Origin of the sequence: Hydrogenophaga laconesensis, from assembly GCF_031457235.1 — a bacterium.
Classification (GTDB): domain Bacteria; phylum Pseudomonadota; class Gammaproteobacteria; order Burkholderiales; family Burkholderiaceae_C; genus Hydrogenophaga; species Hydrogenophaga laconesensis.
Genome location: NZ_JAVDWE010000007.1, coordinates 77,194 through 96,362 on the forward strand (window position 1 = coordinate 77,194; position 19,169 = coordinate 96,362).

Here is a 19,169-nt window from a genome sequence, read left to right on the forward strand (position 1 = left end):
GGCGGTCCCCCAGGGCCCTTTCAGGCGTGCTTGTCCCTCAGGTACAGCAACTGCGCCTTCGCCTCCGGCCATTCGCCCGAGCGCATGCTGTACATCACCGTGTCGCGGATGGTGCCGTCGCGGCGCAGGGCATGCCCGCGAATGACGCCGTCCTTCTTCGCGCCCAGGCGCTCGATGGCGCGCTGCGAGGTGAAGTTGAAGTTGTCGGTGCGCCAGCCCACCACATGGCAGCCCAGCGTGTCGAAGGCGTGACCCATCATGAGCAGCTTGCAGGTGGTGTTCACATGGGTGCGCTGCACGCGGCGCGCGTACCACGTCCAGCCGATCTCGACCCGCTTCACGGCAGGCAGGATGTCGTGGAAGCTGGTGCTGCCCAGCACATCGCCGCTGGTTTCATCCGTCACGGCGAATGCGAAGCGGTGGCCTTCGGCGCGCATCTGCAGTGCCGATTCGATGTAGCCACGCGTCTGTTCCGGCTCCGGCACCGAGGTGATGCGCAGCTTCCAGAGCTCGCCATCGGCAGCGGCTGCGCGCAAGCCGGCTTCGTGGTCGAGCGAAAGCGGGACCAGGGCGATGCCGTTGGCGCGCAGGGTGACGGGTTCGACGAAGGCCATCGTGCAGTTCAGGTGGAAGGCGGCGGTGGCGCGATGATCCTGCGCGCCACGATCTTGCCCACGCCAGCACCCAGGGCGATCAGCGCCAGCCCGGCCATCTCACGCCAGCCGAATGCATCGGGCGCTGCGAAGAAATCGAGACCCAGCTGCTGTCCCAGCGCCCAGCCGCCCAGGGAACCGATGACAAAGCCGGACGCGTCGGCCAGACCTTCCTTCAACGCATGTCGGGTTTTCGGGTCCATATCAATTCTTCCGATCGCAATCAGGCAGATCGCGGGACGCCGCCGGGCCGGCTTTGCCGACGGCTGGCGTCGCTCCTTGAAGGGGATGCGGCCACACGAAGTGGGCAAGCAACGGGGTGATCATCGATTCCTCTGGTTCATGAAGACCAGCTTCTCGAAGAGGGTGGTGTCCTGCTCGTTCTTGAGCAACGCGCCCACCAGCGGCGGCACACTGACCTTGCTGTCGGCGCTCTGCAGCGCTTCGAGCGGAATGTCCTCGGCCATCAGGAGCTTGAGCCAGTCCAGCAACTCCGAGGTGCTGGGCTTCTTCTTGAGGCCAGGCAGGTTGCGCACGTCGTAGAAGGTCTTCATCGCGACGGTCAGCAGCTCCTTCTTGAGCGTCGGGAAGTGCACGTCCACGATGCGCTGCATGGTGTCGGCATCGGGGAACTTGATGTAGTGGAAGAAGCAGCGCCGCAGGAAGGCGTCCGGCAGCTCCTTTTCGTTGTTCGAGGTGATGAACACCAGCGGGCGGTGCCTGGCGCGGATCATCTCGTGCGTCTCGTAGCAGTAGAACTCCATGCGATCGAGCTCGCGCAGCAGGTCGTTGGGGAATTCGATGTCGGCCTTGTCGATCTCGTCGATGAGCAGCGCCACCGGCTCGTCCGCCGTGAACGCCTGCCAGAGCACGCCCTTGACGATGTAGTTGTGGATGTCCTTCACGCGTTCGTCGCCCAGTTGCGAATCGCGCAGGCGGCTCACGGCGTCGTATTCGTACAGGCCCTGCTGTGCCTTGGTGGTGCTCTTGATGTGCCATTGCAACAGCGGCATCTTGAGCGCGGCGGCCACTTCCTCGGCCAGCATCGTCTTGCCTGTGCCGGGCTCGCCCTTGACGAGCAGCGGACGCTTGAGCGTGATGGCGGCGTTCACGGCCAGCATCAGGTCCTGCGTGGCGACGTAGTTCTCGGAGCCTTGGAATTTCATGAAAAAACGCCTTGTGCGAAGGTTGGCAGGGGTGTTACCAGAGGTGAATACCAGTCTATATAATCGGCGGTTGATTTTTTCAGCCGGTTCCATTCATTGTGCTTGCAAAATGATTCCAATGTTGTCCACGATTGTCCGAACCCTTGTCGCCGCTGCGACGTTCTCCGTCGCTCTCGCCGCCCAGGCTCAGGGCGTGACAGGTGATGTGCAGGCTGGCCACAAGAAGGCTGAGATGTGCATCGGTTGCCATGGCATTCCCGGCTACCAGAACAGTTTCCCCGAGATCCACAAGGTTCCCAAGATCTCCGGCCAGACGGACAAGTACATCGTTGCGGCACTGAACGCTTACAAGAAGGGCGACCGCAAGCACCCCACCATGCGTGGCATCGCGGGCTCGCTGAGCGAGCAGGACATGGCCGATCTCGGCGCCTACTATGCTTCCCAGGCCGACAAGACCGCTCCCGAAACGCCGCGCACCGCGAACACCGCAGCCGCAGCCCTGATCGAGAAGGGTGCGTGCGCTTCCTGCCATGGCGCGAACTTCAGCAAGCCGATCGACCCGAGCTACCCCAAGATCGGTGGCCAGCACGCCGACTACCTGTTCGTCGCTCTCAAGTCCTATACCGTCGAAGGCAACGCCATGATCGGCCGCTCCAACGGCATCATGGCCGGCATCGCCAAGCAGTACACGCCGGCCGAAATGCGCGAGATCGCCAAGTACCTGTCAACCGTCGAAGGCGAACTCAAGGTGGTGCCGCAGTCGCGCTTCCGCTGATCCCCGCGCTTTCCAACAGCAAAAGGGCCGCTCCATGAGCGGCCCTTTTGTTTTGTTGTCCGTCGTGTGGCAGATCCCTCGGAGGCTCAGTCTTTCGTTGCCCGGCGCCGCACCGCGTCGATGTAGGCCTGTCCATCGGGTGGCCGCCCCGCGCGCTGGCTTTCCCAGAGCATGGTGCCCAGGCACTCCATCACCTCGTGGTGGGCCATATGCAGATCGCCGCGCCGTGCCGCCAGCAGTTCCACGGCCTGGCGGATGCCCGGTGGCTGGTCGATGCTGCACTGTTCGCTGATCGAGAGGTGCATGGACAGGTGCAGGAAGGGGTTGTCACGTCCTGTGTCGGGTTCACCCAGGCGTGCCAGTGCCGCGTCCAGATCACTCAATTCGCCGTGGTGCTCCGGGTGCTCGGCGATCCATTGGCTGGCCAGCGTTTCAATCGCCTCCATCGGTTGCTGCTGCAACTGCTTCTGATGGACCGAGCAGAAAAAACGCCGCACATCGGCTTGGGAGGGGTTGAACATGGTGCGGGGATTCTCCCCCATGCCGTGCGTCCTTGCGCCCGGCTTGGTTACAGTCGCGGGTTCACCCGAGGAGATCACCCATGACCCAAGCCTTCATCTGCGACGCGATCCGCACGCCCTTCGGCCGCTACGGCGGCGCCCTTTCCAGCGTGCGAGCCGACGACCTCGGCGCGCTGCCCATCCAGGCGCTCATGCAGCGCAACCCCAGCGTCGACTGGGCCGCCGTCACCGACGTGCTCTACGGCTGCGCCAACCAGGCCGGCGAGGACAACCGCAACGTCGCCCGCATGGCCGCCCTGCTCGCCGGCCTGCCCCTGGAGGTGCCTGGCGCCACCATCAACCGCCTCTGCGGCTCGGGCCTGGATGCCGTGGGCAGTGCGGCGCGTGCCATCAAGGCCGGCGAGGCCGGCCTCATGATCGCCGGCGGCGTGGAGAGCATGAGCCGCGCGCCCTTCGTCATGCCCAAGGCGGAGTCCGCCTTCAGCCGCGCCAACGCGGTCTACGACACCACCATCGGCTGGCGCTTCGTCAACAAGCTGATGAAGGCCCAGTACGGCGTGGACTCCATGCCCGAGACGGCCGAGAACGTGGCGGTGGATTACAAGATCGAGCGCGAGGCGCAGGACCGCATGGCGCTGGCCAGCCAGCTCAAGGCCGTGGCCGCGCAGAAGGCCGGGCACCTGGCGCGCGAGATCGTGCCGGTGACGATCCCGCAAAAGAAGGGCGATGCGCTGGTGGTGGACAAGGACGAGCACCCGCGCGAGACCAGCCTGGAGGCGCTGGCGAAACTGAAGGGCGTGGTGCGCCCCGACGGCACGGTGACGGCGGGCAACGCCAGCGGCGTGAACGACGGCGCCTGCGCGCTGCTGCTGGCCGATGAGGCGACGGCGGCGAAGAACGGGCTGACGCCCAAGGCGCGCATCGTGGGCATGGCCACGGCCGGGGTGGCGCCGCGCGTGATGGGCATCGGTCCGGCACCGGCCACGCAGAGGGTGCTGGCCCTCACAGGCCTCGCGCTGGAGCAGATGGACGTGATCGAACTCAACGAGGCGTTCGCGGCACAGGGGCTGGCGGTGCTGCGCCTGCTGGGCCTGAAGGACGACGACGAGCGGGTGAACGCGTGGGGTGGCGCGATCGCGCTGGGGCACCCGCTGGGCGCCAGCGGGGCCAGGCTGGCGACCACCGCTGTCAACCGGCTGCACGCCACGGGGGGGCGCTACGCGCTGTGCACCATGTGCATCGGCGTCGGGCAGGGCATCGCCCTCGTCATCGAAAAAGTCTGAGGTTCAGAGTTTCCAGGCCGGCAGCTGCCAGTTGCGCCACAGGGCAAGACCGCGCAGCCCGGCCGTGAACACGACGCAGGCCGCCAGCGCCATCCAGCCTGGTACCTCCATGGTCCACAGGCCCACATACAGCCAGCCGCCGGCAAATGCGCAGAGTGCGTAGGGCCGGTGGTCCTTGAACGCGGTGGGGATCTCGTTGCAGACCACGTCGCGCAACACGCCGCCGAAGACGCCGGTGATCAGGCCCATCAGCACGGCCACCAGGGCGGGCATGTCCAGCAGCAGGGCCTGATGCACGCCCGTGGCCGTGAACAAACCCAGGCCCAGCGCATCGGGCCACTGGATCGCCCGCTCGGTCAGCTTCACGTGACGACCGCGCAGGAACGCCATCGCCAGCACACACAAGGCCAGCACGCCCCAAAGCATCTCCACGTGACGCACCCAGAAGAACGGTCGCTGATCGAGCAGCAGGTCGCGCAGCGTGCCGCCGCCGAACGCGGCCAGAAAACCGACCACCGCCACGCCGACTGCGTCCAGCCGCATGCGCGCGCCCATCAGGATGCCGGACAGCGCGAAGGCCGCGGTGGCGGCCAGTTCGACCAGCAAGCGCAGCGTCTCGCCCCAGAACTGAATGTTGTGCATGTGCCAATTCTCGCCGCCTTGAACTCGATGGTGGCGAGACCGTTGGCCGCGTGCGGCGACAATCGTGAGCTTGAATCTCCCTCTCATCACCGATCCTCAGTTCTATCTTGTCGCGATTCCTGCGGTGCTCCTGCTGGGCATCAGCAAGAGCGGTTTCGGCGCGGGCTTCGGCTCGCTCGCCGTGCCGTTGATGGCGCTGGCGGTCACCGTGCCTCAGGCGGCGGCCATCCTGATGCCGGTGCTGCTGCTCATGGACCTGCTCGGTATTGCCGCGTTCCGCAAGAACTTTGATCGCAAACTCCTGACATTCCTGTTGCCCTGCAGCCTGTTCGGCGTGGTGGTGGGTGCCTTGCTGTTCAAGCTGCTCGATGCCCGTGTGGTCGCAGGCCTCGTGGGCGTGTTCACCCTGATGTTCCTGGCCCAGCGCCTGCTGTTTCCGCCGCGGCCGGACAGCGTGCCGCCGCCGCGCTGGGTGGGGGCACTGCTCACGGTCACCTCCGGGTTCACCAGCTTCGTGGCCCACGCAGGCGGGCCGCCACTCAACGCGTATGTGATCCCGCTTCGGATGCCCCCGGCGATCTTCACCGGCACGCTGGCTTTCCTGTTCTTTTTCGTCAATCTGGCCAAATGGGTGCCCTACGCCTGGCTGGGCCTGCTGGACTTGCGAAACATGTCGACCTCGCTGGCGTTGATGCCCTTCGCACCGCTTGGGGTGTGGATGGGCGTTCGCATTGCCCAGCGGATCAAGCCCCAGCTCTTCTACCGCCTCATCTATCTGGGCATGTTCCTGACGGGTTGCAAACTGGTGTGGGACGCGGTGGCGATAACATAGCGCCCGGTACCCCCATCCCTATCGCCCACGCGCCGCCGCACGGGGCGTCCGCACACAAAGAGGAGCTCTTCATGCCCATCGTGGTGATTGCGAATCCCAAAGGAGGCGTTGGCAAGTCCACGCTGTCGACCAACGTCGCCGGCTACTTTGCCCGCCAGGGTCACTCGGTCATGCTGGGCGATGCCGATCGCCAGCAGTCGTCGGCGCTGTGGCTCAAGCTGCGGCCGCCCGAGGCCCGGCCGATCCAGACCTGGGAGGTGTCGCAGGACCTGATCGCGCGGCCACCCAAGGATGTCACCCACGTGGTGCTGGATACCCCGGCGGGCCTGCACGGCTGGCGTTTCAAGGACGTGCTGAAGATTGCCGACAAGGTCATCGTGCCGCTGCAACCCAGCATCTTCGACATCTATGCCACCCGCGCCTTCATCGACGAACTGGCCGAATCCCGTCGCGGGGGCAAGCTGCAGGTCGGTATCGTCGGCATGCGGGTGGACATGCGCACGATCGCCGCTGACAAACTGGGCGAATTCGTGACCGGGCTGGGCCTGCCTGTGCTGGGGGCCTTGCGTGACACGCAGAACTATGTGCACCTTGCGGCGCGCGGGCTCACGCTGTTCGACGTGACGCCGAGCCGGGTCGAGAAGGATCTGCGGCAGTGGCAGGGCACCTGCGAGTGGCTTGACCGCTGACGGATCGCGGCAGCCGTGTCGCCGGTCCGACATGCGCAACGTGGTGCCAGCGATACAGTCGCCGCCATGAAAACCTTCGAATCCCTGTCCGAAGTCGCGGCCTCCGTGGGCCAGGAAGTGGCCGTCAGCGAATGGGTGACGATCACCCAGGAACAGGTCAACCGCTTTGCCGAAGCCACTGGTGACCATCAGTGGATCCATGTCGACGTGGAGCGGGCCAAGGCCGGGCCATTCGGCGCTCCGATCGCCCACGGCTTTCTCACGCTGTCGCTGCTGCCGGTGTTTTTCGAGTCGGCGTTCGACATCCGCAACACGCGCATGGGCGTGAACTACGGGCTGAACCGGGTGCGCTTCACGGCGCCCGTGCCTGTGGGCAGCCGCCTGCGTGCCCGTCTGACCTTGCAGGCGACCGAGCCGATCGAGCAGGGCGGCCTGCAGATGACATGGGCAGTGGTGGTGGAGCGCGAGGGCGCCGAGAAGCCGGTGTGTTTTGCCGAATCGCTGGTGCGTCAATATCCCTGAGTGCGGGGGGAGGTACCGACCTCAGTTGATCCGCACGAGTTGACGGGGGTCCAGCCAGCCATCGAAATGCTGGATCAGGCGGTTGATGCGATCCGCCGCGATGGACTGATCGTGCTGCTGGGAAATCTGCTGGTAGGCGTCGTTGCGCAGCAACCAGAGTTCCTGGGGCGTGCGGGCCTGTTCGATCTGCTTGCGCAAGCGGATCGCGGATTCGCTCGTGCAGTCTTCGATGCTGAGCGCAAGCTGTCGCCGGATCTGGGCCAGATCTTTGAGGCTGGGCTTCCGGTGGACGCGCTGTCGAGGCGCGAGATTCACCCGGATCATGCGTGTCAGGGCGGAAATCAAGGGGGTCTCCGTGCAAACCTCCCCGTTTCGGGGAGTGGACATGGTGCAATGGTGCGCGCTTGCCGCCCCGATGGTGTTCACCCACCAGGGCTCAGCGTGACCTCCATCACGGAACAGGCATCGCAAATTGCAGCTGACGCCAGGCCTCGAACACCGTCACCGCCACCGCATTCGAGAGATTGAGGCTGCGTTGGCCGGGCAGCATGGGCAATCGCAGGCGCTGCTCATGGGGGAATGATTCGCGCAAGTCGTCCGGCAGTCCCTGGGTTTCGGAACCGAACACCAGCCAGTCGCCTTTCTGGAATCGGTTGTCGAACACATTGTGGCTGCCGCGTGTGGTGAAGGCGAACATGCGTTGCGGGTCGGGTGCCGCGGTCTGCAGGAAGCTGGCCCAGTCGGTGTGGCGTTTGAGTTCGGCGTACTCGTGGTAGTCCAGCCCTGCGCGGCGCATGTGGCGGTCTTCCATCGAGAAACCCAGGGGCTCGATGAGGTGCAGGGTGCAGCCGGTGTTCGCGCTCAGGCGGATCACATTGCCCGTGTTGGGCGGGATTTCGGGGTGCACGAGAACAATATGGAACATGACAGGCGGCTGACGCTGTGAACGTGGGCGGCGAGCTTAACGCGGAGGCGTGTGCGCGAACACCAGCGCACTGACCGATCCCGCTCCCGCCTGCATCAGCGCCTGGGCGGCGGCATGCAGCGTGGCGCCCGTCGTGGTCACGTCGTCCACCAGCAGCACGTGCCGGCCCCGCAGTCGGGCCGCATGCATCGGGTGTGCGGCAAACACGCCTCGCAGGTTGCTCAGGCGCTGTTCACGCGAGAGCCGGTGCTGGGCGGGCGCCTCGATCAGCCGCACGAGCGCATCGGCCAGAGCCGGTGGGCGTGAACCCGGCGGCCGCCTGCGCCGCAGAGCCTTGACCAGTTCCCAGGCCTGGTTGTAGCCGCGCTCGGCCAGGCGGGCGGGCGCCAACGGTACGGGGGCAATGAGGTCGGATTGCGACAGCAGCGCATCGGCCATCGGGTTGCGCAGCATCTCCTGGGCGAATGGGCCTGCCCAACCGGGTTCCTGGCGGAACTTGAAGCGGGCGATCAGCCCGTCCCACGGGTAGGCGTAGTCCACGGCAGCGGCGCAGGCACGCAAGGTCGCGGGAGCCGACCGGTTCATGCAAGGGCCGCAATGCACGGTGCCCGCCGGCAGGCGGGTGGCGCAGGTGGTGCAGCGCGGGGCGTCATCCTGGAACCGGCAGGTGCAGGCCTCGCAGACGGGCCGGGACGGCCATGCGCCGCAGACCTGGCAGGTGCCGGGCAGGGAATCCCACAAAGTGCGCCAGTGCATGAACATGGGGCCAATATACTGACGCGCGCCGCCTCTGCGCCCCACGTTCCGCTTTCCGGCATTTTTCTTGAGCAGCATTTCTCCCTCTGTTGAAACCACCGTGCCCGGCATGGATCCCGTGGCTGCGCTGCGCTGGCAGCAACGTGTCATGACGACCAGCCCCTGGCTGCACGAGGAAGTGGCTTCGCGCATGGCCGAACGCCTGAAGTGGTTTCGGCAGTTGCCCACCAGCTGGTTGCATTGGGAACCGGTGGGAGGGGGGCTGCTGGCGCACCGGGAATTGCGCGGGCAGATGCCTGACGCTCCCTGCCATATCGCCGCGCAACGCCTTCCGAACGCCTTGCAGGCCACCCGCGAGACCGGTGGGCCTGGCTGGAACCCCTTGAGCTGGGGCCGGACGAAGGGACCGCAGGCCGCCACGGCTGACACACGGGTGAACATGCTGTGGGCCAACATGGCGCTGCACATGGAGCCTCGACCCCAGACCCTCATCAGGCGCTGGCACTCGCACATCGAGACCGACGGCTTCCTGATGTTTTCCTGCCTGGGCCCTGACAGCCTGCGCGAGTTGCGCTCCGTGTACATGGCGCACGGCTGGCCGGAACCGTCCCATGCGTTCACCGACATGCACGACTGGGGTGACATGCTCGTGCACAGCGGATTTGCCGAGCCGGTGATGGACATGGAGCGCATCACCCTGTCGTACAGCGGCGCAGAGCCACTGCTGGCGGAATTGAGGGGGCTCGGGCGCAATCTGAATGTGTCGCGCTTTGCGGCCTGCCGATCGCGGGAATGGCGTGCGCAGCTGTGCCGCGCCATCGAAGCGGACTTGCCGCGCGCTGCCGATGGCCGGCTCCTGCTGACCTTCGAGATCATCTACGGCCACGCCTTCAAACCCGTGCCGCGTGTGGCCATGGGGCCCGCCACGACGGTACCGATGGAGGACATGCGCGCCATGCTGCGAGGCCGAAGGGGTTGAGCCCGGGTCGGTTGCATGGGCTGTTCGCGGCGATGAAGGCGCATTGTCCGAGTCGGATGTGACGGTTTTGCCTCGGGTTTGCACTCGTCTCACCGCTACAATCGGCGGCTATCCAGATTTCGAGGGAATTTTCCCTGCGTCGCCGCGCGCGCCTTCGGGCAGGGCGTGGCCCGAACCGGTGGTGGGTGGTGAGCCTTACCTGCAACGCTTTCCGTTTCGCGACCCAGTCTGAAGAAGGCGTGGAGTGGTCGTTGAAACGCAACTGCTCGGTCACGCCGGCACAACTCGGAGGGCTGTATGCCTCGCTGTGTGCCGTGTCGTTGGGTGTGGCCGGATTCCTCTGGTCGCAAGGAGCCATGCTGGTGCTGCCTTTCGCGGTGCTGGAGTTGGTCGCGGTGGGGGCAGCCTTCCTGGTCTATGCCCGACACGCCGCGGACAGCGAGCGCATTCGCTTGCTGGACGGCAGGCTGGTGGTGGAGCAGGAGACGGCGGGACGGGTGAAGCGCAGCGAATTCGTTCGTGACTGGGTGCAGATTGAGCCGCATGGCGGAGACGGTCTGATGATCGAGGTCCGTGGCGGGGGGCAGACGGTCAGGTTGGGGCGGTTTTTGCGTCCTGAGCTGAGGCCGGTGCTGGTGCGGGAGATTCGCCAAGCTTTGCGTGGCGCTTGACGGTGGTGTTTTGGGTAGGTGAGCCCGGAAAATTTTGTTCTAATCGGCATTGATATAAATCAATACTTATATTTGAGGCGCTTAAAGTGAGTACGACGAATAAAAAGGTGCATTCCCTGCGAAACCGGTGGACCACGATCCGCACGGTGGCGACCACGCTGGCGTTGAGCGCAGGCGCCTGGAGCACGGTCGCTGCTCAGGCCGTCAAGGATCTGGCGGGGGGGCCCGCGGTCAACCAGCTGAACTTCCATCCGCCGGTGACCCGCATTGCCGAAGAACAGCACTGGCTGCACTGGTTCATGATGGTGCTGTGCGCCGTCATCTTCGTCATCGTCTTTGGCGTGATGTTCTATTCCATCCTGAAGCACCGCAAGGCAGCTGGCCACAAGGCCCGGGAGCTGCCGGAGCCGATCTGGGTGGAGCTGGGCTGGACCATCGTTCCCCTGCTCATCGTCATCGGCATGGCGTTGCCCGCCACCAAGGTGCTGGTGGCCCAGAAAGACACCACCAACAGCGACCTGACCATCAAGGCCACTGGCATGCAGTGGAAGTGGGGCTATGACTACCTGAAGGGCGAAGGCGAGGGCATCGGTTTCCTCTCCACCCTGGACAACAACCAGCGCCTGATGTCCAACAGCGGCAAGCCCGAGCCGACCGACGATTACCTGTTGCGCGTGGACAACCCGCTCGTGGTGCCCGTCAACAAGAAGGTCCGGATCATCACCACCGCCAACGACGTGATCCATGCCTGGATGGTGCCGGCCTTCGGCGTCAAGCAGGACGCGATCCCCGGTTTCGTGCGGGACACCTGGTTCCGCGCCGAGAAGACCGGTGACTTCTATGGCCAGTGTGCCGAGCTCTGCGGCAAGGAACACGCCTACATGCCGATCCACGTGAAGGTGGTGTCGGCCGAGGAATACACCGCCTGGGTGACCGATCGCAAGAAGGCCATGGCCGCTGCCGCCGATGACCCGACCAAGGTCTGGACGCTGGCCGACCTGGTCAAGCGAGGCGAATCTGTCTATGCCGCCAACTGCGCGGCCTGCCACCAGGCCAATGGCAAGGGTGCTGGCCCGATCAAGCCTCTCGATGGCTCCGCCATCGTGACCGCCACCGATCACGGCAAGATGATCGAAGTGGTGCTCAACGGCGCTGCCGGCGGTTCCATGCCCTCCTGGAAGCAACTGTCCGACACCGAACTCGCTGCGGTGATGACCTTCGCCAAGAACAACTGGTCGAACAAGACCGAGCAGATCGTGCAGCCGGCCGAAGTGCTGGCCGCCCGCAAGTGATCTGTCCGCCAGAACCATATTGAGTCTCAAAGGAATCGACCATGAGTGCAGTTCTTGACCACCACGACGCACACGGCCACGACCACGATCACGACCACCACGCTCCCACGGGCTGGCGTCGCTGGGTCTACGCCACCAACCACAAGGACATCGGTACGCTGTACCTGCTGTTCGCGTTCACCATGCTGATGATCGGTGGTGTCCTGGCGCTGCTGATCCGTGCCGAGCTGTTCCAGCCGGGCCTGCAGCTGGTGAACCCCGAGCTGTTCAACCAGCTCACCACCATGCATGGCCTGATCATGGTGTTCGGTGCCATCATGCCGGCCTTCGTGGGCTTCGCGAACTGGATGATCCCGCTGCAGATCGGCGCATCCGACATGGCCTTCGCGCGGATGAACAACTTCAGCTTCTGGCTGATGATCCCCGCCGCCATCATGCTCGTGGCCTCGTTCTTCATGCCCGGTGGTGCCCCTGCCGCCGGCTGGACGCTGTACGCGCCGCTGACGCTGCAGATGGGCCCCTCGATGGATGCCGGCATCTTCGCGATGCACATCCTCGGTGCCTCGTCGATCATGGGCTCGATCAACATCATCGTGACCATCCTGAACATGCGCGCCCCCGGCATGACGCTGATGAAGATGCCCATGTTCTGCTGGACCTGGCTCATCACCGCCTACCTGCTGATCGCCGTGATGCCCGTGCTGGCCGGTGCCATCACCATGACGCTGACGGACCGCCATTTCGGCACCAGCTTCTTCAACCCCGCCGGCGGCGGCGATCCGGTGATGTACCAGCACATCTTCTGGTTCTTCGGCCACCCCGAGGTCTACATCATGATCCTGCCCGCCTTCGGCATCGTGAGCCAGGTGGTGCCCGCCTTCGCGCGCAAGAAGCTGTTCGGCTATGCCTCCATGGTCTATGCCACCGGTTCCATCGCCATCCTGTCCTTCGTCGTGTGGGCCCACCACATGTTCACCACCGGCATGCCGGTGACCGGCCAGCTCTTCTTCATGTATTCAACCATGCTGATCGCCGTGCCCACGGGCGTGAAGATCTTCAACTGGATCGCCACCATGTGGAAGGGCTCGATGACTTTCGAGACGCCCATGCTGTGGGCCGTCGGCTTCATCTTCGTGTTCACCATCGGTGGCTTCACGGGCCTGATCCTGTCGGTTGCGCCGATCGACATCCAGATGCAGGACACGTATTACGTGGTGGCCCACTTCCATTACGTGCTGGTGGCCGGCTCGCTCTTCGCCATGTTCTCCGGCATCTACTACTGGCTGCCCAAATGGACCGGTGTGATGTACAGCGAAACGCGTGGCAAGATCCACTTCTGGTGGTCGATGATCTCGTTCAACATCACCTTCTTCCCGATGCACTTCCTGGGTCTGGCCGGCATGCCGCGCCGTTATGCCGACTACCCCATGCAGTTCGCTGATTTCAACGCCATCGCTTCGGTGGGCGCATTCGGTTTCGGCCTGGCGCAGGTGTACTTCTTCGTTGCCGTCATCATCCCCGCCATGCGTGGCAAGGGCGAAAAGGCTGTTCAGCAGCCCTGGGAAGGCGCCGTGGGCCTGGAGTGGGAAGTGCCTTCGCCTGCACCGTTCCACACCTTCGAGAACCCGCCCAGGCTCGACTCGACCGCCACCAAGGTGATTGGCTGAGTCCCTGCAACGTTCGTCCGGAAACGCCATGACACCAGAAAAGAAGAAGAGCAATCGCCGCCTGGGCCTGATCCTGGCGTCCGTGGCCATCGTGTTCTTCTTCGGTTTCGTGGGCAAGCGTTTCCTGCTCGGTTTCTGACCGGCGCATCCAGACTGTCGCCATGGCACTGCAACGCGAAAACCTCAAGATGGTGGGCAAGCTCTGCGTGATTGCGCTGGGCATGTTCGCCTTCGGATACGCGCTGGTGCCGATCTACCGCCACATCTGCGAGGCCCTGGGCATCAACGTGCTGGCCGTGTCGGAACTGCGTGTGCCGGGGGCTGCCAGCCTCCCGGCCAATACACAGGTGGACCGCACCCGCACCATCACGGTGGAATTCGACACCAACGCTCGCGGGCCCTGGCATTTCAAGCCGGCGGTCCGGTCGATGCAGGTGCACCCCGGCGAGCTCGCCACGGTGATGTACGAGTTCCAGAACATCCAGAACCACACGATGGCCGCGCAGGCGGTGCCCAGTTACGCACCCAAGCAGGCGGCAGCCCACTTCAACAAGCTGGAATGTTTCTGCTTCACGCAGTACACCCTGCAGGCCGGCGAGAAAAAAGAGTGGCCGGTGGCCTTCGTGATCGATCCCCGGTTGTCCAAGGATGTGAGCACCATCACGCTGTCGTACACCTTCTTCGAGGTGGGCGGCAAGGTGCCTCCGGCACCGGCCGGCGACGCGCCTCAGGCCCGTGGAGCCGAGTCGCTCAAACCCACGGGGGACGTATGAACACACCCACGCCTGTTCACCAGCGCAAAGGCTCCTTCATCGACACGGTCAAGGCCGTGGCATGGGGCTTCATCGGCGTGCGCCGCAATGCCGACTACCAGAAGGACATCGCCAAGCTCAACCCGCTGCACCTCCTCGCGGTGGGTGTGGGCATGGCTTTCCTGTTCGTGCTGGGGCTGATCCTGCTGGTGAACTGGGTCGCCGGTTGAGACACGGTGACACCCACGAGTCGATTTTGATTTTCAGACATTAGATACAAGCGAAAGCACAACAGGAGTGAGCATGTCAGCAACTACCCACGGCACGACGCCCTACTACTTCGTTCCCGGCCCGTCGCGTCACCCGGTGATGGCCTCCATCGGTCTCTTCTTCGTCATCCTGGGCGCCGGTCAGTGGATCAACGGCCATGGCTGGGGTGCCTACTCGCTGGCGTTCGGCCTGGCTTTCTGGCTGTTCGTGCTGTTCCAGTGGTTCAGCGAATCGGTGCGTGAGAGCGAAGGCGGCATGTATGGCCGCAAGATCGATCTCTCCTACCGCTGGAGCATGAGCTGGTTCATCTTCTCCGAGGTGATGTTCTTCGGCGCGTTCTTCACGGCGCTGTGGTGGACCCGCACCCACTCGGTGCCAGCGCTGGGTGGCATCGAGAACTCGCTGATCTGGCCCAACTTCTCCGCCGTGTGGCCCAGCGTCCAGGCCGGCGCCACCGCATCGCCTGCCGGCATCGTCGAACCCTTCCAGACCATGGGCCCGTTCTGGCTGCCGACCATCAACACCGCGCTGCTGCTCACCTCGGGTGTGACACTGACCATTGCCCACCACGCGCTGCAAGTGGGCAACCGCAGCAAGACCATCGCCTTCATGTGGATGACCGTGGTGCTGGGGGTCGTCTTCCTGTTCGTGCAGGGCTATGAATACGCACATGCCTACGCCGACCTGAACCTCAAGCTGTCGTCGGGCGTGTTCGGCTCCACCTTCTTCATGCTTACGGGCTTCCACGGCTTCCACGTGTTCGTGGGCATGCTGATGCTGCTGTTCATCACCCTGCGCCTGCAAAAAGGCCACTTCACCAAAGAGCGTCATTTCGGCTTTGAAGGTGCCGCCTGGTACTGGCACTTCGTGGACGTGGTGTGGCTGGGCCTGTACATCCTTGTCTACTGGATGTGATCGTTCCTGGTGGTTGAACCACCTTGCCCGGGCCCAGTCAAAAAAAGCGCCTTCTGGCGCTTTTTTGCCGAAAAGGCCTTATCGGCTCAGCCGCGCAACGGCAAGCCGGTCGGCTGGATCCAGCCCATCAGGTAGCTGATGAGCACCACCAGGAACAGCAGGATGGAGAAACCCACCCGGAAAGCCAACGCCCGAGCCATGTGGTTCTTGCGCGGCGTGCCGTCTTCCTCGGTGGAGCTGCCCCCCCGCATCATGTACACCAAGGCGGTGGCGAGGCTACCGATGATGGCAACGAACGCCGCGATGACCAGATATTTCATGTGCTCCATTATCCGCGCGCACCGTGCGCCAGGTTGTGGCGCGTGCCCATGTGAATCGGGGCGTGTCTGAACATGCGGCGCTCCACCTGGCGTTTCTGGGTTGTGACCATGGCCACTGTGCTCACCATGGTGGCGACCGCATCGCTGGGCCTGTGGCAACTGGACCGCGCAGCGCAGAAACTGGCGTTGCAGGCACAGATCAACGAGCGGGGAGGGCTGGAGGCCTTGAACACGGAGGAGCTGCTGAAGACCCCCGACGTCATGGCCGGTGTGCACCGGCCGGTGCGCCTGAGCGGCACATGGGTGCCGGATCGCACCATCTTTCTCGACAACCGCCAGATGAACACGCGGGTCGGCTTTTTTGTCGTCACACCTCTGCGGCTGGCAAACAGCGAGCGTGCCGTGCTGGTGCAGCGTGGCTGGGTGCCTCGGGATTTCAATGACCGCAGTCGCGTGCCCGAGGTGGTCACCCCCGCAGGCCTGGTGCTCCTGGAAGGCCGATTGGCCCCCCCGCCGGGCAAGCTATACGAGCTGGGTGAGGCGGCTCCCGGGGCGATCCGGCAAAATATCGACCTTCCTGCCTTCGCGCGGGAAACCGGTCTGTCCTTGCTGGGCGTGTCCGTCCTGCAGACCGATGCCGCGGCCGACGGTCTGCTGCGCGAATGGCCGCGCGTCGCCGTCGACGTGCACAAGCACCACGGCTATGCCTTCCAGTGGTTCTCCCTCTGTGCCCTCGCGGGTCTTCTCTATCTCTGGTTCCAAATCCTCTCTCCCCGCCGAAAGCGCCGATTCCATGGCACAGATGCCCGATGAACCCCTGACCCTGACCGTGCACAGCCTGCCGCAGCTGGATCAGGCCAGCGCCGAAGCCGCCGCCAGCACGCGCAAGGGCCGCTGGAAAATGCTGGGCCTGATGTTTGTGTGCGCTGCGCCCGTCATCGCGTCGTATTTCACCTATTACGTGATCCGCCCGGAAGGCCGCCGCAACTACGGTGAGCTGATCGACCCCCAGCGCCCGCTGCCCACCTGGAGCGGTGTCGATGCACAGGGGCGCACCGTTCCGCTGGACTCACTCAAACAGCAATGGCTGCTGGTGAGTGTGGCCGACAGCGCCTGCGACGAGGCCTGCATGCAGCACCTGTATGTGCAGCGCCAATTGCGCGAAACCCTGGGCCGCGAAAAGGAGCGGCTGGACTGGGTCTGGCTGCGCACGGGAGACGCCGCGCTGCCCGCTCCGCTGCAACAGGCCACGGCCGCCGCCGTGGTGCTCAAGGTGGACCCGCAGATGCTCGCCACCTGGCTCCAGCCCGCACCCGGTCAGAAGATCGAAGACCACCTGTACGTCGTCGATCCGCTGGGCAACTGGATGATGCGCTTCCCGGCCAACCTCGACCCTGCGCAGGCCAAGCGCGACCTGGACCGCCTGCTGCGTGCCTCGGCGTTCTGGGACAAGGAAGGCCGGGCGAACTGAGATGGACACCCAACCGCTCTACGACCTCGCGCCCATCGCGCGCTTGATGTTCCTGGGCGTAGTGATCGCGCTCGGGCCGCTGGCCTGGGTGTGGGTGCGCAACCGCCATGCGCCGCCCGCGCACCGCTTGCGCGTGCTCACGCTCATCACCTTGTTCCTCACCTTTGACCTGGTGCTGTTCGGCGCCTTCACACGTCTGACGGACTCCGGCCTCGGCTGCCCCGATTGGCCCGGCTGCTACGGCAGCGTGAGTCCCGTGGGTGCGAGCACGTCGATTGCGGCCGCGCAGGAAGCAATGCCGCACGGCCCCGTCACCTTCTCCAAGGCCTGGATCGAGATGATCCACCGCTACCTTGCCACGGCGGTCGGCGTGCTGATCCTGGTGCTCTCCATGGTGAGCTGGGTCGAGCGCAAGCGCCTCAGCGTGTCCTACGTGTGGCCGCTGGTCACACTGGTCTGGGTCTGTCTGCAGGGTGCGTTCGGTGCGTTGACGGTGACCATGAAGCTGTTCCCGGCCATCGTCACGCTGCACCTGCTCGGCGGGCTTGGGCTGTTGGCGCTCTTGCGCGCGCAGTCGGTCGGCTATGCGCAGGCCGAGCCTGGCCACCGCGGGCCGATCCCCCTGTCGCGAGGACTGCGGTGGGGTCTGATCGCCGTGTTCCTGCTGTTGTGGCTGCAGATCGCGCTCGGTGGCTGGGTCAGCACCAACTACGCCGTGCTGGTCTGTGGCGAGTTTCCCACCTGCCAGGGTAGCTGGTGGCCCCACATGAATTTCCGCGAGGGTTTCACCATCTGGCGTGAGCTGGGGCAGAGCCACACGGGCGAGCTGATCACGTTCCCCGCGCTCACCGCCATCCACTACGTCCATCGCCTGATGGCCTATCTCGTGCTCGCTGCCATGCTCTGGCTGGGCTGGCGTCTGTGGTCGGTGGACGGCATGCGGCCGACGGCCCGCGCGCTGCTGTTGCTCGCGGCCTGGCAGTTCGGTAGCGGACTGACCAACGTCGTGCTCGACTGGCCGCTGGCGGCCGCGGTGGGGCACACCGGTGGCGCCGCCGCGCTGGTGATCGTGCTGACCGGTGCCCTCTGCAGCACGCGCCTGGCGCTCCGGCGCGACCCGGCCACCTCGGTCTCTCCCTTGCCCCTGTCCACACCGATCCGATGAGCACCGCGCCCACCTCTTCCGTTGTTGCTCCACTGCCTTCGGTCTGGCGGCAGTACCATGCACTGACCAAGCCGCGTGTGATCCAGCTCATCGTGTTCTGCGCGCTCATCGGCATGGTGCTGGCCGTGCCGGGTGTGCCGACCTGGGCGCAGGTGCAACTGGCCGCCATCGCATGCTTCGGCATCTGGCTGGTGGCAGGCGCCGCGGCCGCCTTCAATTGTGTGGTCGAGCAGCAGATCGATGCCAAGATGAAGCGCACTGCATGGCGGCCCACTGCCAAAGGAGAGCTCACCAATGGCAAGACGCTGACGTTCTCGGCGCTGCTGTGCGCTGCCGGTTCCGCCGTGCTCTATGTCTTCGTCAACCCGCTGACGATGTGGCTGACATTCGCCACTTTCGTGGGCTACGCGGTGGTCTACACCGTGATCCTCAAGCCGCTCACACCACAGAACATTGTGATCGGTGGGGCTTCGGGTGCCATGCCGCCCGTGCTGGGCTGGGCGGCAATGACCGGTGTGGTCTCGCCCGAGGCATTGATCCTCTTCCTCATCATCTTCCTCTGGACGCCACCGCACTTCTGGGCGCTGGCGCTGTACCGCGTGGAGGACTACCGCAAGTCCGGTCTGCCGATGCTGCCGGTCACGCACGGTTCCGAGTTCACGCGTCTGCAGATCCTGCTCTACACCTTCGTGCTGTTTGCCGCCTGTCTCATGCCCTTCGTGATGCGCATGAGCGGCTGGTTCTACCTGGTCGTCGCCGTGGCGCTGAGCATCGGCTTCTGCGGCTATGCGTTGGCGCTCTGGCGCCACTATTCCGACGCGCTCGCGCGCAAGACCTTCCGTTTCTCCCTGATCCACCTCGCCGTGCTGTTCGCGGCGTTGCTGATCGATCATTACCTCTGAG

26 protein-coding genes are annotated in these 19,169 nt (G+C 64.7%); 17 read left to right on the plus strand and 9 right to left on the minus strand.

Annotated features, from left to right (window positions below; genetic code table 11):
- Positions 1-20 precede the first annotated feature (20 nt).
- The 3 genes from J2X09_RS13635 to J2X09_RS13645 form a co-directional block, all read right to left on the minus strand.
- Positions 21-614, minus strand: a complete 594-nt coding sequence (locus J2X09_RS13635) for a GNAT family N-acetyltransferase (protein ID WP_204734105.1) — start codon at positions 612-614, stop codon at positions 21-23.
- An 8-nt stretch (positions 615-622) separates the two neighbouring features.
- Positions 623-856 (minus strand): hypothetical protein, encoded by a 234-nt coding sequence (locus tag J2X09_RS13640; RefSeq protein WP_204734104.1) that lies wholly within the window; start codon positions 854-856, stop codon positions 623-625.
- A gap of 120 nt (positions 857-976) precedes the next feature.
- Positions 977-1,819, minus strand: coding sequence for an AAA family ATPase (locus J2X09_RS13645; RefSeq protein ID WP_204734103.1), 843 nt, complete (start codon positions 1,817-1,819; stop codon positions 977-979).
- A gap of 121 nt (positions 1,820-1,940) precedes the next feature.
- On the opposite strand from J2X09_RS13645, the gene J2X09_RS13650 reads away from it, so the two are divergent.
- The gene (locus tag J2X09_RS13650) at positions 1,941-2,594 is read left to right on the plus strand and encodes a c-type cytochrome (RefSeq protein ID WP_310308606.1); all 654 of its coding nucleotides are present in this window, start codon (positions 1,941-1,943) and stop codon (positions 2,592-2,594) included.
- A gap of 86 nt (positions 2,595-2,680) precedes the next feature.
- On the opposite strand, the gene J2X09_RS13655 is transcribed toward J2X09_RS13650, so the two are convergent.
- Positions 2,681-3,115, minus strand: a complete 435-nt coding sequence (locus tag J2X09_RS13655; RefSeq protein ID WP_204734102.1) for a DUF1841 family protein — start codon at positions 3,113-3,115, stop codon at positions 2,681-2,683.
- Between the two features lie 80 nt (positions 3,116-3,195).
- Between J2X09_RS13655 and pcaF the strand changes: the two genes are divergently transcribed.
- Complete coding sequence (gene pcaF, locus J2X09_RS13660; protein ID WP_204734101.1) at positions 3,196-4,398, plus strand: 3-oxoadipyl-CoA thiolase; 1,203 nt, start codon at positions 3,196-3,198, stop codon at positions 4,396-4,398.
- Between the two features lie 3 nt (positions 4,399-4,401).
- On the opposite strand, the gene J2X09_RS13665 is transcribed toward pcaF, so the two are convergent.
- Complete coding sequence (locus J2X09_RS13665; protein ID WP_204734100.1) at positions 4,402-5,040, minus strand: trimeric intracellular cation channel family protein; 639 nt, start codon at positions 5,038-5,040, stop codon at positions 4,402-4,404.
- A gap of 70 nt (positions 5,041-5,110) precedes the next feature.
- Between J2X09_RS13665 and J2X09_RS13670 the strand changes: the two genes are divergently transcribed.
- From J2X09_RS13670 to J2X09_RS13680, 3 genes are all read left to right on the plus strand, one after another.
- Positions 5,111-5,872 (plus strand): sulfite exporter TauE/SafE family protein, encoded by a 762-nt coding sequence (locus tag J2X09_RS13670; RefSeq protein ID WP_204734149.1) that lies wholly within the window; start codon positions 5,111-5,113, stop codon positions 5,870-5,872.
- A gap of 71 nt (positions 5,873-5,943) precedes the next feature.
- Positions 5,944-6,561, plus strand: a complete 618-nt coding sequence (locus J2X09_RS13675) for a nucleotide-binding protein (protein WP_204734099.1) — start codon at positions 5,944-5,946, stop codon at positions 6,559-6,561.
- A 66-nt stretch (positions 6,562-6,627) separates the two neighbouring features.
- Complete coding sequence (locus tag J2X09_RS13680) at positions 6,628-7,083, plus strand: MaoC family dehydratase (protein WP_204734098.1); 456 nt, start codon at positions 6,628-6,630, stop codon at positions 7,081-7,083.
- Between the two features lie 21 nt (positions 7,084-7,104).
- Here J2X09_RS13680 and J2X09_RS13685 read toward each other — a convergent pair whose 3' ends face one another.
- From J2X09_RS13685 to J2X09_RS13695, 3 genes are all read right to left on the minus strand, one after another.
- Entirely contained in the window at positions 7,105-7,428 is a 324-nt protein-coding gene (locus tag J2X09_RS13685; RefSeq protein WP_204734097.1) for a hypothetical protein, read from the minus strand.
- Between the two features lie 106 nt (positions 7,429-7,534).
- Positions 7,535-8,008 carry a tRNA (uridine(34)/cytosine(34)/5-carboxymethylaminomethyluridine(34)-2'-O)-methyltransferase TrmL gene (trmL, locus tag J2X09_RS13690; protein ID WP_204734096.1) on the minus strand — a complete coding sequence of 158 codons (474 nt, stop codon included), beginning with the start codon at positions 8,006-8,008 and terminating at the stop codon, positions 7,535-7,537.
- Between the two features lie 36 nt (positions 8,009-8,044).
- On the minus strand, positions 8,045-8,770 hold the full coding sequence (locus J2X09_RS13695) for a ComF family protein (RefSeq protein ID WP_310308526.1): 726 nt from the start codon (positions 8,768-8,770) through the stop codon (positions 8,045-8,047).
- 103 nt (positions 8,771-8,873) lie between these two features.
- On the opposite strand from J2X09_RS13695, the gene J2X09_RS13700 reads away from it, so the two are divergent.
- The 8 genes from J2X09_RS13700 (at position 8,874) to J2X09_RS13735 (ending at position 15,310) form a co-directional block, all read left to right on the plus strand.
- Positions 8,874-9,743: a methyltransferase domain-containing protein gene (locus tag J2X09_RS13700; protein ID WP_204734147.1), complete on the plus strand. Its 870-nt coding sequence runs from the start codon at positions 8,874-8,876 to the stop codon at positions 9,741-9,743.
- 188 nt (positions 9,744-9,931) lie between these two features.
- Positions 9,932-10,414 carry a DUF2244 domain-containing protein gene (locus tag J2X09_RS13705; RefSeq protein ID WP_204734095.1) on the plus strand — a complete coding sequence of 161 codons (483 nt, stop codon included), beginning with the start codon at positions 9,932-9,934 and terminating at the stop codon, positions 10,412-10,414.
- A 116-nt stretch (positions 10,415-10,530) separates the two neighbouring features.
- Positions 10,531-11,706, plus strand: a complete 1,176-nt coding sequence (gene coxB / locus J2X09_RS13710; RefSeq protein ID WP_374726506.1) for a cytochrome c oxidase subunit II — start codon at positions 10,531-10,533, stop codon at positions 11,704-11,706.
- Positions 11,707-11,747: 41 nt separating this feature from the next.
- Positions 11,748-13,373: a cytochrome c oxidase subunit I gene (gene ctaD, locus J2X09_RS13715; protein WP_204734094.1), complete on the plus strand. Its 1,626-nt coding sequence runs from the start codon at positions 11,748-11,750 to the stop codon at positions 13,371-13,373.
- Between the two features lie 28 nt (positions 13,374-13,401).
- Positions 13,402-13,512 (plus strand): cytochrome oxidase small assembly protein, encoded by a 111-nt coding sequence (locus tag J2X09_RS13720; RefSeq protein WP_310308530.1) that lies wholly within the window; start codon positions 13,402-13,404, stop codon positions 13,510-13,512.
- Between the two features lie 22 nt (positions 13,513-13,534).
- Complete coding sequence (locus J2X09_RS13725) at positions 13,535-14,146, plus strand: cytochrome c oxidase assembly protein (RefSeq protein WP_204734093.1); 612 nt, start codon at positions 13,535-13,537, stop codon at positions 14,144-14,146.
- Complete coding sequence (locus J2X09_RS13730; RefSeq protein WP_204734092.1) at positions 14,143-14,355, plus strand: DUF2970 domain-containing protein; 213 nt, start codon at positions 14,143-14,145, stop codon at positions 14,353-14,355. Before J2X09_RS13725 ends, J2X09_RS13730 begins: the two co-directional genes overlap by 4 nt.
- Positions 14,356-14,428: 73 nt before the next feature.
- Positions 14,429-15,310 carry a cytochrome c oxidase subunit 3 gene (locus tag J2X09_RS13735; RefSeq protein WP_204734091.1) on the plus strand — a complete coding sequence of 294 codons (882 nt, stop codon included), beginning with the start codon at positions 14,429-14,431 and terminating at the stop codon, positions 15,308-15,310.
- Positions 15,311-15,396: 86 nt separating this feature from the next.
- On the opposite strand, the gene J2X09_RS13740 is transcribed toward J2X09_RS13735, so the two are convergent.
- On the minus strand, positions 15,397-15,630 hold the full coding sequence (locus J2X09_RS13740; protein ID WP_204734090.1) for a twin transmembrane helix small protein: 234 nt from the start codon (positions 15,628-15,630) through the stop codon (positions 15,397-15,399).
- Positions 15,631-15,702: 72 nt separating this feature from the next.
- Between J2X09_RS13740 and J2X09_RS13745 the strand changes: the two genes are divergently transcribed.
- The 4 genes from J2X09_RS13745 to cyoE are packed head-to-tail and all read left to right on the plus strand — an operon-like array spanning position 15,703 to position 19,168.
- Positions 15,703-16,443, plus strand: coding sequence for an SURF1 family protein (locus tag J2X09_RS13745; protein ID WP_204734089.1), 741 nt, complete (start codon positions 15,703-15,705; stop codon positions 16,441-16,443).
- The gene (locus J2X09_RS13750) at positions 16,424-17,101 is read left to right on the plus strand and encodes an SCO family protein (RefSeq protein WP_204734088.1); all 678 of its coding nucleotides are present in this window, start codon (positions 16,424-16,426) and stop codon (positions 17,099-17,101) included. Before J2X09_RS13745 ends, J2X09_RS13750 begins: the two co-directional genes overlap by 20 nt.
- Position 17,102: 1 nt before the next feature.
- The gene (locus tag J2X09_RS13755) at positions 17,103-18,266 is read left to right on the plus strand and encodes a COX15/CtaA family protein (RefSeq protein WP_204734087.1); all 1,164 of its coding nucleotides are present in this window, start codon (positions 17,103-17,105) and stop codon (positions 18,264-18,266) included.
- Positions 18,263-19,168, plus strand: a complete 906-nt coding sequence (cyoE, locus tag J2X09_RS13760; RefSeq protein WP_204734086.1) for a heme o synthase — start codon at positions 18,263-18,265, stop codon at positions 19,166-19,168. Before J2X09_RS13755 ends, cyoE begins: the two co-directional genes overlap by 4 nt.
- Position 19,169 lies beyond the last annotated feature (1 nt).